The organism is Metabacillus halosaccharovorans (assembly GCF_002019635.1).
GTDB classification, from domain to species: Bacteria; Bacillota; Bacilli; order Bacillales; family Bacillaceae; genus Metabacillus; species Metabacillus halosaccharovorans.
The window spans coordinates 886,871-904,432 of the sequence record NZ_KV917372.1 but is presented as its reverse complement, the minus strand read 5'-3'; the positions used below and the strand labels follow the sequence as shown (position 1 = coordinate 904,432).

17 protein-coding genes are annotated in these 17,562 nt (G+C 35.9%); all 17 read left to right on the top strand.

The features are described from left to right. The first annotated feature begins 206 nt into the window (after positions 1–206). The 17 genes from sucC (at position 207) to fliJ (ending at position 17,558) form a co-directional block, all read left to right on the top strand. A complete protein-coding gene (sucC, locus tag BK577_RS18730) occupies positions 207–1,367 on the top strand; it encodes an ADP-forming succinate--CoA ligase subunit beta (RefSeq protein ID WP_026559366.1) in 1,161 nt (386 codons plus the stop codon). An 18-nt stretch (positions 1,368–1,385) separates the two neighbouring features. After that, positions 1,386–2,288: a succinate--CoA ligase subunit alpha gene (gene sucD, locus BK577_RS18725; protein ID WP_078434362.1), complete on the top strand. Its 903-nt coding sequence runs from the start codon at positions 1,386–1,388 to the stop codon at positions 2,286–2,288. A 64-nt stretch (positions 2,289–2,352) separates the two neighbouring features. Further along, positions 2,353–3,261, top strand: a complete 909-nt coding sequence (gene dprA, locus BK577_RS18720) for a DNA-processing protein DprA (RefSeq protein WP_078434361.1) — start codon at positions 2,353–2,355, stop codon at positions 3,259–3,261. A gap of 269 nt (positions 3,262–3,530) precedes the next feature. After that, positions 3,531–5,606 (top strand): type I DNA topoisomerase, encoded by a 2,076-nt coding sequence (gene topA, locus BK577_RS18715; protein WP_078434360.1) that lies wholly within the window; start codon positions 3,531–3,533, stop codon positions 5,604–5,606. A gap of 130 nt (positions 5,607–5,736) precedes the next feature. Further along, a complete protein-coding gene (trmFO, locus tag BK577_RS18710; RefSeq protein WP_078434359.1) occupies positions 5,737–7,047 on the top strand; it encodes an FADH(2)-oxidizing methylenetetrahydrofolate--tRNA-(uracil(54)-C(5))-methyltransferase TrmFO in 1,311 nt (436 codons plus the stop codon). 73 nt (positions 7,048–7,120) lie between these two features. Continuing rightward, the gene (gene xerC, locus BK577_RS18705) at positions 7,121–8,023 is read left to right on the top strand and encodes a tyrosine recombinase XerC (RefSeq protein ID WP_078434358.1); all 903 of its coding nucleotides are present in this window, start codon (positions 7,121–7,123) and stop codon (positions 8,021–8,023) included. A 23-nt stretch (positions 8,024–8,046) separates the two neighbouring features. Then, a complete protein-coding gene (gene hslV, locus BK577_RS18700; RefSeq protein ID WP_026559361.1) occupies positions 8,047–8,589 on the top strand; it encodes an ATP-dependent protease subunit HslV in 543 nt (180 codons plus the stop codon). 20 nt (positions 8,590–8,609) lie between these two features. After that, positions 8,610–10,010 (top strand): ATP-dependent protease ATPase subunit HslU, encoded by a 1,401-nt coding sequence (gene hslU, locus BK577_RS18695; RefSeq protein ID WP_078434357.1) that lies wholly within the window; start codon positions 8,610–8,612, stop codon positions 10,008–10,010. A gap of 36 nt (positions 10,011–10,046) precedes the next feature. Beyond that, a complete protein-coding gene (codY, locus tag BK577_RS18690; RefSeq protein WP_078434356.1) occupies positions 10,047–10,826 on the top strand; it encodes a GTP-sensing pleiotropic transcriptional regulator CodY in 780 nt (259 codons plus the stop codon). Between the two features lie 341 nt (positions 10,827–11,167). After that, complete coding sequence (gene flgB, locus BK577_RS18685) at positions 11,168–11,560, top strand: flagellar basal body rod protein FlgB (protein WP_078434355.1); 393 nt, start codon at positions 11,168–11,170, stop codon at positions 11,558–11,560. Between the two features lie 2 nt (positions 11,561–11,562). Then, positions 11,563–12,012: a flagellar basal body rod protein FlgC gene (gene flgC, locus BK577_RS18680; protein WP_026559357.1), complete on the top strand. Its 450-nt coding sequence runs from the start codon at positions 11,563–11,565 to the stop codon at positions 12,010–12,012. Positions 12,013–12,021: 9 nt separating this feature from the next. Next, positions 12,022–12,336, top strand: a complete 315-nt coding sequence (gene fliE, locus BK577_RS18675) for a flagellar hook-basal body complex protein FliE (RefSeq protein WP_078434354.1) — start codon at positions 12,022–12,024, stop codon at positions 12,334–12,336. Between the two features lie 70 nt (positions 12,337–12,406). Next, positions 12,407–14,008, top strand: a complete 1,602-nt coding sequence (gene fliF / locus BK577_RS18670) for a flagellar basal-body MS-ring/collar protein FliF (protein ID WP_078434353.1) — start codon at positions 12,407–12,409, stop codon at positions 14,006–14,008. Between the two features lie 12 nt (positions 14,009–14,020). Beyond that, positions 14,021–15,037 carry a flagellar motor switch protein FliG gene (gene fliG, locus BK577_RS18665; protein WP_078434352.1) on the top strand — a complete coding sequence of 339 codons (1,017 nt, stop codon included), beginning with the start codon at positions 14,021–14,023 and terminating at the stop codon, positions 15,035–15,037. After that, positions 15,030–15,782, top strand: coding sequence for a flagellar assembly protein FliH (gene fliH / locus BK577_RS18660; RefSeq protein ID WP_169908380.1), 753 nt, complete (start codon positions 15,030–15,032; stop codon positions 15,780–15,782). Before fliG ends, fliH begins: the two co-directional genes overlap by 8 nt. 13 nt (positions 15,783–15,795) lie before the next feature. Further along, the gene (gene fliI, locus BK577_RS18655; RefSeq protein WP_078434350.1) at positions 15,796–17,115 is read left to right on the top strand and encodes a flagellar protein export ATPase FliI; all 1,320 of its coding nucleotides are present in this window, start codon (positions 15,796–15,798) and stop codon (positions 17,113–17,115) included. Continuing rightward, positions 17,115–17,558 carry a flagellar export protein FliJ gene (gene fliJ / locus BK577_RS18650; RefSeq protein ID WP_078434349.1) on the top strand — a complete coding sequence of 148 codons (444 nt, stop codon included), beginning with the start codon at positions 17,115–17,117 and terminating at the stop codon, positions 17,556–17,558. The genes fliI and fliJ overlap by 1 nt, the downstream gene beginning before the upstream one ends. Positions 17,559–17,562 lie beyond the last annotated feature (4 nt).

Genomic DNA, 17,562 nt, shown 5'->3' with positions numbered 1-17,562 from the left:
TAGTGACTCGCTGATTCTATCATACTATAGGTTCTATGTTTTATCTGGGTAAAAAGTCTGTGGAATCTGTATTTTCTTATATACTAAAAAAATAAAAATTAACTTGAATTTTACTATTTTGTGTGTAAATGTAGACAAGGTTCGAACTATTATATAAAATGAAAGCGCAGTCTAATTTTTATGCAAATTGGTTAGGAGGATGGCAAATGAATATCCATGAGTACCAAGGAAAAGAACTCCTTCGCAAATACGGAGTTTCTGTACCTAATGGACGAGTTGCTTTTTCTGTAGATGAAGCAGTTGAAGCTGCAAAAGAACTTGGAACAGATGTAGTAGTGGTAAAAGCGCAAATCCATGCAGGTGGACGAGGTAAAGCAGGCGGGGTAAAAGTTGCGAAAAACCTTGACGAAGCACGTACATATGCAGAAGAAATTTTAGGAAAAACACTTGTTACACATCAAACAGGTCCTGAAGGTAAGGAAGTAAAGCGTCTCCTTATTGAAGAAGGCTGTGATATTAAGAAAGAATATTATGTAGGTCTAGTATTGGACCGCGCTACTTCTCGTGTCGTTTTAATGGCTTCTGAAGAGGGTGGAACAGAGATTGAGGAAGTAGCAGAACAAACACCGGAGAAGATCTTTAAAGAGGTTATTGATCCTGCTGTTGGTCTACAAGGCTATCAAGCTAGAAGAATTGCATTCAATATTAATATTCCAAAAGAATTAGTTGGTCAAGCTGTTAAGTTTATGATGGGGCTATATCAAGTGTTTGTTGAAAAAGATTGTTCCATCGCAGAGATTAATCCTTTAGTCATAACTGGTGATGGAAAGGTTATGGCATTAGATGCAAAATTGAATTTTGATTCAAATGCATTATATCGCCATAAAGATATCGTAGAATATCGTGATCTTGAAGAAGAAGATCCAAAGGAAATTGAAGCTTCTAAATATGACTTAAGTTATATTTCTTTAGACGGTAATATTGGCTGTATGGTAAACGGTGCCGGTCTTGCTATGTCTACAATGGATATTATTAAGTACTATGGCGGCGAACCTGCAAACTTCCTGGACGTTGGGGGCGGTGCAACTGCAGAAAAAGTTACAGAAGCATTCAAAATTATTCTTTCTGATCAGAATGTAAAAGGAATTTTCGTTAACATCTTTGGCGGAATCATGAAATGTGATGTAATAGCTGAAGGTGTAGTAGAAGCGACTAAGCAGGTCGGCTTAGAAATTCCTCTTGTTGTACGTCTTGAAGGTACAAACGTTGAATTAGGTAAGAAAATTTTAGATGAATCCGGTTTAAATATTACTTCTGCAGAGTCTATGGCTGACGGCGCACAAAAAATCGTTTCATTAGTGAAGTAAGAAAGGCAGGGGACAAACATGAGTGTATTTATTAATAAAGATACAAAAGTTATTGTACAAGGTATCACTGGTTCAACAGCGTTATTCCATACAAAGCAAATGCTGGAGTATGGAACAAATATTGTTGGAGGAGTAACACCTGGTAAAGGTGGTACAGAGGTAGAAGGGGTGCCTGTATTTAATACAGTTCAAGAAGCAGTACAAACGACTGGTGCAAATGCATCTGTTATCTACGTGCCTGCTGCATTCGCTGCAGATGCGATCATGGAAGGTGTAGATGCAGAATTAGATTTGGTCATTTGTATTACAGAACATATTCCTGTAATGGATATGGTAAAAGTGAAGCGCTACATGGAAGGAAAGAAAACTCGCCTAGTAGGACCAAACTGTCCGGGAGTTATTACTCCTGAAGAGTGCAAAATCGGCATCATGCCTGGATATATCCATAAAAAAGGACATGTTGGTGTTGTATCTCGTTCCGGTACTTTAACGTATGAAGCAGTTCATCAATTATCACAAGCTGGTATTGGTCAATCAACTGCTGTAGGAATCGGCGGGGACCCTGTTAACGGTACAAACTTTATTGATGTCCTTAAAGCCTTCAACGAAGATGAAGACACATACGCTGTCATTATGATTGGAGAAATTGGTGGTACAGCTGAAGAAGAAGCGGCAGAATGGGTAAAAGCAAATATGACAAAACCTGTTGTAGGTTTCATAGGTGGTCAAACAGCACCTCCAGGAAAGCGCATGGGTCACGCAGGTGCAATCATATCAGGTGGTAAAGGTACTGCTGAAGAAAAAATTAAAACAATGAATGCTTGTGGTATTAAAGTGGCTGATACTCCATCTGTTATGGGAGAAACGCTTATCTCTGTATTAAAAGAACAAGGGTTACTTGAAAAATGTAAAACACATTAATAAATTTAATAGTAGGAACAGGTTTTTTCCTGTTCCTATTTGTCATGCAAAATTGGAGGGAAATATGAATAAAGAATTGTTTTTATTAGCTCATTGTAAGGGAGTTAGTCAGCAGTTATTTCGTAAAATTATGAGTGTAGACCCTACGCTCAAGCTCTTTTTTTATTTGAAAGACCATGAATGGGAATCATACTTTCAGTTAAAAAAAGAAAAAATTCAAGCTATAAAAAAAGAATATCATTCTCTGTCATTCTTAGCCCTCGAAAATCAATATAAGAAAGATAATATCATGTTTCTCTCTCTATATGACCAGGCATATCCACCTTTATTAAAAGAGATTTCTGATCCGCCACCATTTTTGTTTTACAAAGGTGATATTGAACTATCTCATTCACCACAAAGCATTAGTGTTGTAGGTACAAGGAACCCGAGTCAATATGGTAGATCTGCACTGGAATATATAATAAAACCATTGATTTTAAATAATTGGGTGATTATAAGTGGACTGGCAAAAGGAATCGATGCATTGGCACATACACTTTCTATTAATCAAGATGGTAAAACCATTGCTGTAATAGCCGGAGGTTTTTATCATTTATATCCTAAACAAAATCAGCCTCTGGCAGAACAGATCATGACTTCACATCTCATTCTTTCAGAACATCCTCCATCTACTCCACCTCAAAAATGGCATTTTCCGATGAGAAATAGATTGATTAGTGGTCTTTCAAAGGGCACGATTATTATACAAGCTCAGAAAAAAAGCGGGTCACTTATTACAGCCCAACAGGCACTTGAACAGAATCGTGAAGTATTCGCTGTTCCAGGTTCTATTTTTGATGAATACAGTGGAGGTACAAATGAATTAATCCAAAACGGTGCAAAGCTAGTACAGGATGTTTCACATATTATAGAAGAATTTCCTGGGATAAAGATGCTAATAAATGAAACAAAGGAACGAAAAAAATGTTAATTTAGTTAAAATATTCATGTTTTTTCTTTAAGAATTGGTATATGATTAGGGTAATTTATTTCTAATATGTTTGACAAACCTTATAGGAATATTTAATAATAGTGGAGATTTCAGTATAGGATTAACATTTTAAAACGCTCCATGCATTAAGTGAGAGCAAAATTAAAATCTTTACTCACGTATTGAATATGCTTCGTTAATTTATATAACAGATAAAAACTTAAAAAGAAATACTAAAGAGAGAATACCTCTTAAGGAGGATACCAGGCATGTCGGATTATTTAGTGATTGTAGAATCACCTGCGAAGGCAAAAACGATTGAGCGTTACTTAGGGAAAAAGTATAAAGTAAAGGCCTCAATGGGACATGTTCGAGATCTGCCAAAGAGTCAAATTGGCGTAGATGTTGAACATAATTTTGAGCCGAAATACATTACAATCAGAGGAAAAGGCTCTGTACTAAAAGAATTAAAGACAGCAGCAAAAAAAGCGAAAAAAGTCTATTTAGCGGCTGACCCGGATCGCGAAGGGGAAGCGATTGCGTGGCATTTAGCTCATAGTCTTGATGTAGACATTAATTCTGATTGTCGTGTTGTGTTTAATGAAATTACCAAGGACGCTATTAAAGAATCCTTTAAGCATCCCCGATCTATAAATATGGATTTAGTTGATGCACAACAAGCAAGACGTGTCCTTGATCGGTTGGTTGGGTACAAGATAAGCCCTATATTATGGAAAAAAGTTAAAAAAGGTTTAAGTGCTGGTCGTGTACAATCAGTAGCAGTAAGACTGATTATTGATAGGGAAAATGAAATCAAAGCATTTGTACCTGAAGAATATTGGTCTATTGAAGGTCAATTTTTAAAAGGGCAAAAAGAATTTGAAGCATCTTTTTACGGAATAAATGGCCAGAAAAAAGCATTAAATACAGAATCAGAAGTAAAAGAAGTTCTGGAAATTATAAAAGAGAACAAATTTACAGTTGAAAAAGTAACAAAGAAAGAACGTAAACGAAACCCTGCAGTTCCGTTTACAACATCTACTTTACAACAAGAGGCAGCCCGAAAATTAAACTTCAGAGCAAAGAAAACAATGATGATTGCTCAGCAACTTTATGAGGGAATTGATTTAGGAAAAGAAGGAACAGTTGGTTTAATTACCTATATGAGAACCGACTCAACTAGAATTTCCGAGACAGCCCAGTCTGAAGCATCAAATTATATTACAGATAAATATGGTCAAGAGTTTTTAGGTACTACCGCTAAGTCTGCTAAAAAGAACACGAATGCTCAAGATGCTCATGAAGCGATCCGTCCAACCTCAACATTACGCGATCCTGCCAGCATAAAAGAATTTTTAAGCAGGGATCAATTAAGATTGTACAAATTAATCTGGGAACGGTTTGTTTCCAGTCAAATGGCTCCAGCGATACTCGATACAATGAGTGTTGATTTAGTTAACAATGGAGTATTATTCCGAGCGAATGGTTCAAAAATTAAATTTCCTGGTTTTATGAAAGTGTATGTTGAGGGAACTGATGATCAAATAGAGGAAAAGGATCGATTACTTCCGGAGTTAAAGGAAGGGGATGAAATTTATTCTAAAGATATTGAGCCTTCCCAGCATTTTACTCAGCCACCGCCTCGATATACTGAAGCAAGACTTGTTAAAACGTTAGAAGAGCTTGGGATAGGCAGACCGTCCACCTACGCACCTACACTTGATACAATTCAAAAAAGAGGGTATGTAACATTAGATAATAAGAGGTTTATTCCAACTGAATTAGGCGAAATTGTGTTGGAGTTGATTAGAGAGTTTTTCCCTGAAATTATCAATGTGGAATTCACTGCAAATATGGAAAATAGCCTTGATGAAGTTGAAGATGGACATATTCAATGGATTAAGATCATCGATAATTTCTATAAAGACTTTTCTCCGAGGCTTGAAAAGGCTGAAAATGAAATGGAGAAGATTGAAATAAAAGATGAGCCTGCAGGGGTTGATTGTGAGGAATGTGGTCACCCAATGGTCTTTAAAATGGGCAGATATGGAAAGTTTATGGCCTGTTCAAATTTCCCGGATTGTCGTAATACAAAACCGATCGTTAAAGAAATTGGGGTAAAATGCCCGAACTGTGAGGAAGGCACGATAGTTGAGAGAAAATCAAAAAAACGCAGAATTTTTTATGGGTGTAATCAATACCCTGAATGCGAATTTCTCTCATGGGATAAACCGATTGCAAGAAATTGTCCAAAATGTAGTAACATGCTCGTTGAGAAAAAACTTAAAAAAGGCATCCAAGTACAATGTATGGAATGTGACTATAAAGAGGAACAGCAACAATAGGTGAGCGGAATAACGCTCACTTTTTTTAAGGAACAAAGTAATGACGGATGATTTCAAAAACATAAATGAATAATACATATTAAATAAATATATTTATTGTTCATATAAGTAGTTGGAGGATTAGGTGAAAATGAATCATGAACCAATGGTAAATGTAATAGGAGCAGGTTTAGCTGGTAGTGAAGCAGCGTGGCAATTAGCAAAAAGAGGAATAAAAGTTCGATTATATGAGATGAGACCTGTAAAACAAACACCTGCACATCACACAGATAAATTCGCAGAGTTAGTTTGTAGTAATTCATTAAGAGCAAATAATTTAACAAACGCTGTCGGTGTGTTAAAAGAAGAAATGCGGTTATTAGACTCTGTCATTATAAAAGCAGCTGATGAGTGTGCTGTGCCGGCAGGTGGTGCACTTGCAGTAGATCGACATGAATTCTCTCAAAAGGTAACAGAGCTAGTAAAGGGACACCCTAATGTAACAGTAGTAAATGAAGAAGTTCAGGAGATACCAAATGGTCCTACTATCATTGCTACAGGACCGTTAACATCGAAGAAACTTTCAGAGCAATTAATGTCATTAACTGGTGAGGAGTATTTGTATTTTTATGATGCTGCTGCACCAATTGTTGAGAAGGATAGCATCAATATGGACAAGGTTTATTTGAAGTCCCGCTATGATAAGGGAGAAGCAGCTTACCTAAATTGTCCTATGACTGAAGAGGAATTCGACCGTTTTTATGAAGCATTAATAGCTGCAGAAACTGTGCCATTAAAAGAATTCGAAAAGGAAATCTTCTTTGAAGGCTGCATGCCTATTGAAGTAATGGCTCAAAGAGGGAGGAAGACAATGTTGTTTGGTCCTCTTAAACCTGTAGGATTGGAAGATCCTAAAACAGGGAAGAGACCATATGCCGTAGTCCAATTAAGGCAGGATGATGCAGCTGGTACACTTTACAACATTGTTGGTTTTCAAACACACTTAAAATGGGGTCCTCAAAAAGAGGTGCTGTCCCTTATTCCGGGATTGGAGAATGTTGAAATTGTTCGATATGGTGTTATGCACCGTAATACATTTATCAATTCCCCGAGACTGTTAGAGCCAACTTATCAATATAAAAATCGTACAGATCTGTTCTTTGCCGGGCAAATGACTGGTGTTGAAGGGTATGTAGAATCTGCAGCATCTGGATTAGTGGCAGGGATAAATGCAGCACATCTTATTTTAGATAAAGAGTTGGTTGAATTTCCTAATGAAACAGCGATTGGAAGTATGGCAAAATATATTACATCTACAAATGCGGACAATTTCCAACCAATGAATGCGAATTTTGGTATATTTGCTCCACTTCCTAAACAAATAAAAGGTAAAAAAGAACGAAATGAATTGCATGCAAAGCGAGCGCTGGAAACAATTCAAAAAATTTCGAAAGATTTATAGAAATAATTTGCAAGGGCTACTACTGTTGTGATAACATTTAGTAGCCCTTTTGTGTTGTTGTGAGGTGTCTAGAGTGACAAATGTTAAGAATTATTTAAATTTGTTCATTGAATATTTACAAATTGAGAAAAATTATTCAAAATATACAATTGTGAATTATACCACAGACATTGAAGATTTTTTTTCCTTTATGAAAGAACAAGCAATCCTACATCTAGAAGAAATTACATATAATGATACAAGGTTATATTTAACTCAGTTACATACAAGAAAGTATTCTAGAAAAACAATTTCAAGAAAGATTTCCTCATTAAGAAGTTTTCATAAGTTTCTTATACGAGAAAGTATTCTCAATGAAAATCCTTTTTTACTTGTTTCAATCCCTAAAAAGGAGAAGAAAATCCCTCAGTTTCTATATGAAGATGAGATTAAGCAATTATTCTCCGTGTCGGATATTCACACTCCTTTAGGACAAAGAAACCAAGCATTAGTTGAAATTTTATATGGCACCGGAATTCGTGTCAGTGAATGTTGTGGGATTAAGATTTCTGATATTGACTTTTTTATCGGAACAATACTTGTTACTGGTAAAGGTGGAAAACAACGATACATTCCATTTGGTGCCTATGCTCAAGATGCAGTAGAACGTTATATGTATGATGGACGGAAAATATTAATGAGCAAACAGAAGGAAGACCATCCCTATTTATTCGCAAATCATCGTGGTGAAGCGCTAACAGACCAGGGAATAAGACATATTCTAAATAGGATGATAAAAAATGTCTCATCAATTCTGCATATTCACCCACATATGTTTAGGCATACTTTTGCTACACATTTATTAAATGAAGGTGCTGATATGAGAAGTGTTCAAGAATTGCTAGGGCATTCACATTTATCTTCTACTCAAGTTTATACACATGTAACAAAAGAACACTTGAAGAAAATGTATATGGCCCATCACCCTCGAGCTTAAAGCTTAATATTGGAGGTAGAAAAATGTCTCAATTTCATGCGACAACAATTTTTGCTATTCATCACAATGGAAAGGCTGCAATGGCAGGTGACGGACAAGTAACGTTAGGTAATGCAGTTGTAATGAAGCATACTGCTAAAAAGGTTAGAAAATTATTTAATGGAAAAGTAATTGCTGGATTTGCAGGATCTGTTGCTGATGCTTTTACATTATTTGAACTCTTTGAAAGCAGGCTTGAAGAATACAATGGAAATTTACAACGTGCTGCAGTAGAACTGGCAAAAGAATGGCGAAGTGACAAGGTATTAAGGCGTCTGGAAGCAATGCTGATTGTCATGAATGAGAAGGATCTATTACTAGTATCAGGAACAGGTGAAGTGATAGAACCGGACGATGGTATCTTAGCTATTGGCTCTGGTGGTAACTATGCTTTATCTGCAGGCAGGGCTTTAAAGCGATTTTCAGGTGATCAGTTAACTGCTCGTGAGATTGCGGAGGGAGCTCTAACAATTGCTGGAGAAATCTGTGTTTATACCAATCTGAATATTATTGTTGAAGAACTTTAATTTAAGGGAGGCAGCGCTAAATGAATAACCAACTAACACCAAAACAAATTGTTGAACGATTAGATCAATATATCATAGGACAAAAGGATGCAAAAAAAGCGGTAGCAGTTGCATTGAGAAATCGTTATAGAAGAAGTTTATTAAATGAAAAGCTGCGAGAAGAAGTTGTGCCAAAAAACATTCTTATGATAGGACCTACAGGTGTTGGGAAAACGGAGATTGCAAGAAGAATTGCAAAGCTTGTAAATGCTCCATTTATTAAAGTTGAGGCAACAAAGTTTACTGAGGTTGGGTATGTCGGTAGAGATGTTGAATCAATGGTTAGAGATTTAGTAGAAACAGCGGTTCGATTAGTAAAGGAAGAAAAAATATCTGATGTAAAAGGGCTTGCTGAAGAAAATGCAAACAAGCGGCTAATTGAGCTGCTCGTTCCCGGAAAGAAAAAACAATCAACTGCGAAAAACCCACTTGAAATGTTATTCGGTGCAGCTAATCAGCAATCACATGAACAGGATGACCAGTCATTTGATGATACATCTATGCAGGAAAAACGCCGTCGAATTGCTCATCAGCTAGCATTAGGTGAACTTGAGGATCATTATGTCACCGTTGAGATTGAGGAACAACAAGCTTCAATGTTTGATATGCTCCAAGGTTCGGGTATGGAACAAATGGGCATGAATATGCAGGATGCTTTAGGAAGTTTAATGCCTAAGAAAAAGAAAAAAAGAAAGTTGACTGTTCGAGAAGCAAGAAAAGTATTAACGAACGAGGAAGCTAGTAAATTAATCGATCTTGATGAAGTGAGTCAAGAAGCCGTCATAAGAGCGGAACAAACCGGTATTATTTTTATTGATGAAATTGATAAAATTGCCGGCAAGTCAAAAGGTGGATCCGCTGATGTCTCAAGAGAAGGTGTACAAAGAGACATTCTACCTATTGTTGAAGGATCAACCGTTGTAACGAAGTACGGGTCTGTAAAGACAGATCATATGTTATTTATAGCAGCAGGTGCTTTCCATATTGCGAAGCCATCCGATCTTATTCCTGAATTACAAGGAAGATTTCCGATTCGGGTAGAACTAACAAAACTTAGCGTTGAAGATTTTGTGAAAATATTAGTTGAACCGGATAATGCATTATTAAAGCAATATAGAGCTTTAATTGAGACTGAAGGTATAGAATTAGAATTTTCTGACGAAGCTATTCGTAAAGTAGCTGAAGTAGCATTTGATGTAAATCAGGATACTGATAATATAGGTGCACGAAGATTACATACAATACTTGAACGACTTTTAGAGGATCTATCATTCGAAGCCCCTGATATTAACCTTGATAAGATTGTGATTACTCCACAATATGTAGAAGATAAACTAGGTAAAATATCAAAAAATAAAGATTTAAGTCAATTTATATTATAGTACATATAATTTCATATGTTACAGGAGGAACCATACATGTCTTTATTACAAAAAACACGTAAGATTAATGCGATGCTTCAAAGAGCGGCAGGAAAACCAGTAAACTTTAAGGAAATGTCAGAGACACTAAGTGAAGTAATTGAAGCGAATATCTTTGTTGTCAGTCGTAGAGGTAAATTATTAGGTTTTGCGATTAATCAACAAATTGAAAATGAACGCATGAAAAAAATGTTGGAAGATCGCCAATTCCCGGAAGGTTATACAAATAATCTTTTTAACATCACTGAAACATCTTCAAATATTGATGTTTATAGCGAATATACTGCTTTCCCTGTGGAAAACCGTGAATTATTTGAAAATGGGTTAACAACTATTGTCCCGATTATCGGTGGAGGGGAACGCCTTGGAACACTAATTCTAGCAAGAGTTCAAGAGCAATTTGCTGATGAGGACTTAATCTTGGCAGAATACGGTGCTACTGTGGTAGGTATGGAAATTTTAAGGGAAAAAGCAGAAGAAATTGAAGAGGAAGCACGTAGCAAAGCGGTCGTTCAAATGGCTATCAGTTCACTTTCGTATAGTGAATTAGAAGCAATTGAACATATCTTTGAAGAATTAAATGGTAATGAAGGATTATTAGTTGCGAGTAAGATTGCTGATCGTGTTGGAATTACAAGATCAGTTATCGTCAATGCACTTCGTAAATTAGAGAGTGCCGGTGTTATTGAATCTCGTTCACTTGGTATGAAAGGAACGTATATTAAAGTATTGAATGCCAAGTTTTTGGTTGAATTAGAAAAAATGAAAACAAATTAAAGATTTTGTAAAAAGAGGATGATCAAATGATCATCCTCTTTTTATATTACAGGCGTATTACAATTATTAAAATTGGAAAAAAATTATATGTATAGATTTGTCGAATTATATGATACCTTATAAAAGGATTAATCAGAACCTCTTTTAAACTTGCGTACACGCGCATGCAGTAAAAAAAGCGTAGTACAATAGTCCTCTTTTTAAAATAGATAGAAAATCCGACTTTTTTTTACAAAGTCTTAATAGACTTTAAGACTATTATTTCATACAATTAGATAGGAATTAACACATTTCGACACTATATGATACGTAACTATGTTTACTTTTGTGAGGGGATATCAATGAATTTATTTTCAAATACTATTACAAGCCTAGAAAAAGCCATTTCACAGTCAACTGCAAAGCAAAAAGTCATTTCGAATAATATTGCAAATGTTGATACCCCGAATTATAAAACCCAAGAAGTTCGGTTTAATGCGGTATTATCAAATGAAATGCAAAAGCTCCAAGCAAATAAAACAAATAGCAAGCATATAGAATTCGGTGGTTCAGATTCATCCAGTTATCGAATCGTAACAAAGAATAATACGAATTATAACCATAATGGTAACAATGTTGATATAGATCATGAAATGACCGAAATGGCAAAGAACCAAATTCAATATAATGCACTAATTGAGAGATTAAGTGGCAAATTTAACTCATTGAAAACTGTTATAAAAGGTGGCAATTAACCATGTCGATTTTTCAATCAATCAATACATCCGGTTCAGCCTTAACTGCACAACGAGTAAGAATGGATGTTATTTCTTCAAATATGGCCAATATGGATACGACAAGAGGAGAATTTGTGAATGGAGAATGGCAACCGTATCGTAGGAAAATGGTTGTAACTCAGCCTCAAGGAAATCAATTTTCTTCTTTTTTAAATAAGGCAATGGGCTCAAAAGAAACGGAAGGGGGAGTTAAGGTAACCGAAATTACCGAGGACCAAACTCCCTTTGAACTTGTATATGATCCAGAACACCCAGATGCAAACGAAGAAGGTTATGTAGCAATGCCTAACGTTGATCCATTAAAGGAAATGGTCGACCTTATTAGCAGCACAAGATCGTATGAAGCTAACGTTACTGTAATGAATGCATCCAAAGGAATGTTAATGAAAGCTCTAGAAATAGGAAAATAGGTGATAGTTATGATAAATAGTGTTAATCCTTTCCAGTTAACAAATCAGCCCGTTCAAATACAACCTAAGTATACTTCAATAAATACCAATCAAACAGATAGTAAGACTAGCTTTGGGGAAACTCTGAAACAAGCAATTGATAATGTTAATAAAGCACAGTTAGAGTCTGACAAAATGACAGAAGCACTAGCAACAGGGAAAAATGTAGAACTTCATGATGTGATGATTGCTTCTCAGAAATCCAGTATTACACTACTAACTGCTGTGGAAGTAAGAAATAAAGCAATAGAAGCTTATCAAGAGATGATGAGAATGCAAGTTTAGTATAAAAACTCTACTGAAATACTTTGATTACTAACTAGCAAATGTCATTGTAACCGGGGGATTTTATGGAATGAACGAAAAATTATTAACTTTTAAAGACAAACTAACCGGGGTATGGCAACAGAAGAGTAAGTTACAAAAATCAATCATTATTTCAAGTATAATATTGTTTTTTGTGGTTGTTGGGTTACTAACTTACTTTATGTCCAGACCAAATTTAGTTCCTCTTTATTCAAATCTCTCTCCAGCTGAAACTGGTCAAATAAAAGAAACACTTGATGCTAAAGGTGTACAATCAGAAATCTCTAACAACGGTACATCAATTATGGTACCTAACGAGATGGTCGATACTTTAATGGTTGAGTTAGCTGCGGAAGGTGTTCCTGATTCTGGAATGATTGACTATTCATATTTTGGTCAAGATTCCGGCTTTGGGATGACGGATAAAGAGTTTGATGTAATAAAACTTAAGGCAACACAAACTGAGCTGGCTAATTTAATGAAAGGAATAGACGGAGTCAAAGATGCAAGTGTGATGATTAACCTTCCAACTGAATCAGTTTTTGTTGGTGATCAACAAGAAGGTTCCTCTGCTTCAGTAGTTCTTAATTTAGAACCTGGGGCTCAGCTGGATCAGGAAAAAGTAAATGCACTTTTTCATTTGGTTTCAAAAAGTATACCAAACCTTACGACTGATAATATCGTCATTATGGATCAGAATTTTAACTATTATGATTTAAATGGTGGCCAAAATACTTCACCTGGTACAAGCTATGCGTCACAACAGGAAATTAAATCACAAATCGAACAAGATATACAAAGAGATGTTCAGAAACTATTAGGTACAATGATGGGACAAGACAAGGTAGTAGTTGCAATAACAACTGATATTGATTTCACTCAAGAAAATCGCGAAGAAAACCTTGTTTCACCTGTTGTAGAAGGGGAAGACGAAGGAATAGCTGTAAGTGTTGAACGAATAACTGAGGCTTACACTGGTAATGGAGCTGCAGCAGCAGGTGGTGTGAATGGAACTGGTGAAACGGATGTTCCAGGATATGAAGCGACAACAGAAACTTCAGGTGATGGAGATTACGAGCGAATTGAGGAAAGAATTAATAACGAAGTGAATCGTATAAATAAACAAATTGTTGAAAGTCCTTATAAAATTCGTGATTTGGGAATTCAAGTTATGGTTGAACCACCAGATCCTGAAGATCCACTATCATTTACACCAGAACGAGAAGAAGATATTCAACAAATTCTTTCTACTGTAGTAAGAACATCTATTAATAAGGATTTTTCAGAAGAGCCGCTATCGGATGAGGAAGTTGCCTCTAAAATTGTTGTATCAGTCCAACCATTTGACGGAAAACTTCAAACTGAGGAAACAGAAGCAGGTCAAACGATTCCTTTATGGATGTATATCATTGGAGGCGTCTTGTTATTAGCGATCGTTATTCTTATCATTCTTCTTATAAGAAAGAAAAAGGAAAGTGAAGAAGAATATGAAGAGGATGATATCCCTGTTAAAACTACGTTTAATGTCCCGGACATTAATAATGAAGTTGAATCAGAGACAACTGTCCGTAAAAAACAACTTGAAAAAATGGCAAAAGAGAATCCGGAAGATTTTGCAAATTTATTACGCACTTGGATATCCGAAGACTAGGAGGTTAGAGACTTGGCAAGAAAAGATAATAACGCATTAACAGGTAAACAGAAAGCAGCCATTCTCTTAATCTCTTTAGGTCCGGAGGTGTCTGCATCTGTCTATAAACATTTATCTGAAGAAGAGATTGAAAGACTTACTTTAGAGATTTCCGGTGTTCGCAAAGTCGAAGCCGAGAAGAAGGAAGAAATAATAGAAGAATTTCATGATATTGCGATGGCACAAGAGTTTATTTCACAGGGTGGTATAGCTTATGCAAAAGAAGTGCTGGAAAAAGCCCTCGGTTCTGAGAAGGCAACAAGCATTATTCATAGGCTTACTTCATCCTTACAAGTAAAACCGTTTGATTTTGCAAGGAAAGCAGATCCTTCTCAAATATTAAATTTTATTCAAAATGAGCATCCACAAACAATTGCACTTATTTTGTCTTATTTAGAACCTGCTCAATCTGGTCAAATATTATCTGAATTGCCGCAAGAGCTACAGGCTGATGTTGCAAGAAGGATTGCTGTAATGGATCGAACGGCTCCGGAAATTATTAATGAAGTTGAACAAATTCTTGAACGAAAGCTATCATCTACAGTTACTCAAGATTTCACACAAACCGGTGGAATTGAAGCAGTAGTTGAAGTGTTAAATGGAGTTGACAGGACTACGGAAAGAACGATTTTAGATTCTCTTGAAATACAGGACCCTGTCTTGGCGGAAGAAATTAAAAAGAGAATGTTTGTGTTTGAAGATATTGTTACGCTCGATAACCGTGCAATACAACGTGTAATCAGAGATGTAGAGAATGAAGACCTAATGCTTTCACTTAAAGTGGCCAGTGAGGAAGTTCGCGAAGTTGTTTATAAGAACATGTCTAAACGTATGGTAGATACATTTAAAGAAGAAATGGAATTTATGGGACCTGTTAGACTTCGCGATGTTGAAGAGGCTCAGTCAAGAATTGTTGGAGTGATTAGAAGACTTGAAGAAGCCGGAGAAATTGTCATAGCCCGTGGTGGAGGAGATGATATTATTGTCTAGGCTGATAAAGTCACAATATACAAATCATCATGAAGAGGGAAAAAAAATTGCTGTTCAAACAATTAGTACACTTCTCCAAGACAAATTGAATGAAAATAACCCTGAAATGTTAAAAGAGGCTTCTTTTATCATTCAATCTGCAAAAAATGATGCAGACCAAATGATCCAAAAGGCTATGGAAGAATCTTCAATCATTCAACAGCAAATACAGTTCGAAAAGAGTAACTGGGATCAGGAACATGAACAATTAATCGAACAGGCTAAACAAGAAGGATATGCAGAAGGTTTAGAACTTGGTAGACAGGAAGCATTGAGACAATACCAGTCAACGATTGAAGAATCGAATCATGTCATCGAATTGTCTAAGCGTGATTATGACGAAAAAATCCACTCAGCAGAAAATGCCATATTAGAACTTTCGATAAAAATTGCTGAAAAAATCATAGCTGCTAAATTATCGGAATCACCTAATCATTTTCTCCCTCTTGTCAAAAAGGGTCTAAACGAAGTGAAGGAATATGAACATATTAAAATTCACGTCCATCCTCTTTATTACGAATTCGTTTTAAGTCAAAAAGACGAATTAAGAACATTGGTGACAAATGACACAGACTTTAATATCTATGCTAATGCAGAATTAAACGAGCATGATTGTTTTATAGAATCTGCTTTTGGACGAATAGATGTCAGCATTGACACACAATTAGAACAATTAAAAAAACAATTAATGGATTTACTAGGGTAAGAGGTGGTATGACCTGAGAGCAGCAGATTTAGTACATGCAATCGACGCATTAGATTCTTATAAACGATACGGAAAAGTAAAAAGAGTGGTTGGTCTTATGATTGAATCAAGAGGGCCGGAAAGCTCAATTGGTGACTTGTGCTACATTTATGCTGGATCTACGAATAAAGGAAAAATTCCTGCTGAGGTTGTTGGCTTTAAGGATGAAAGTGTTCTCCTCATGCCTTATTTGCAAGTAACACATATTTCTCCCGGAAGTATTGTTGAGGCAACAGAACAACCTCTAACTGTAAAAGTAGGTACAGGGCTGATTGGACAAGTACTAGATTCATTTGGCTTACCTTTAAATGAGTCATCACTACCGAAAGGCTTAGCTAGCGTTCCAACAGATCAATCACCTCCAAATCCAATGAAACGTCCACCCATCCATGAAAAAATGGAAGTCGGAGTGCGAGTTATTGATAGTCTCTTAACTGTGGGTAAAGGTCAACGTGTGGGTATATTTGCAGGTAGTGGTGTTGGGAAAAGTACATTAATGGGTATGATTGCAAGAAATACAAATGCAGACTTAAATGTAATCGCGTTAATAGGTGAACGTGGTCGGGAAGTACGTGAGTTTATTGATCGGGATTTAGGTCCGGAAGGATTAAAAAGATCAATCGTCGTTGTTGCTACATCTGACCAACCTGCATTAATGAGACTGAAAGCAGCTTACACTGCCACTGCCATAGCTGAATACTTTCGTGATAAAGGATTGAACGTAATGTTTATGATGGATTCAGTTACTCGTGTTGCAATGGCTCAGCGTGAAATAGGACTTGCCGTTGGCGAACCCCCAACGACAAAAGGATACACACCGTCTGTATTTGCTATTTTGCCCAAATTGTTAGAACGTACTGGTACGAATGAACTTGGAACAATTACAGCTTTCTATACAGTCTTAGTAGATGGTGATGATTTGAATGAGCCTATCTCTGATACTGTTCGCGGAATTCTAGATGGGCATATTGTGTTAGACCGGCAGCTAGCAAATAAGGGCCAATTCCCGGCAATAAATGTGTTGAAAAGTATAAGTCGTGTTATGAATCAAATTGTTGATTCCGAGCATAAAAGCTCATCATCGAAACTACGAGATCTTTTATCCACATACTTAAACTCTGAAGACTTAATCAATATTGGTGCATACAAAAGAGGTTCATCTAGAGAAATAGATGAAGCAATTAAGTATTATCCAAAAATCATTTCATATTTGAAACAAAATGTTGAAGATAAAGTTTCCATTGAACAAAGTATTAGTTCGCTTAATCAGTTGATTGAAAAAGGTGATTTTTAATGTCAATTCATTTTCGATTTCAAAAAATAATGGATATTAAAGAAAATGAAAAAGAACAATCTCTTGCGGAGTATAACCAGTCTGTTAATGATTTTGAAACAGTGGCAAACAAACTCTATGAATCTCTAAAACAAAAAGAGGTACTGGAGGAGAATACGCTTTTAAAACTTAATACAGGAATGTCTGTACAAGAAATTAGACATTATCAACAATTTGTAACAAACATTGAAAAAACCATTTCCCATTATCAAAATCTGGTTTTTTTAACTCGCAATAGAATGAATGAAAAGCAGACGAAACTTCTGTATCAAAATATGGAATTAAAGAAGTATGAAAAGCTAAAAGAAAAACAGTTTAACGAATATGTCCATCACTCAAAACAGCTTGAAAATAAGTTTATGGATGACCTTTCGATTCAAACTTATATGTACCGTGGAAATTAGGTGA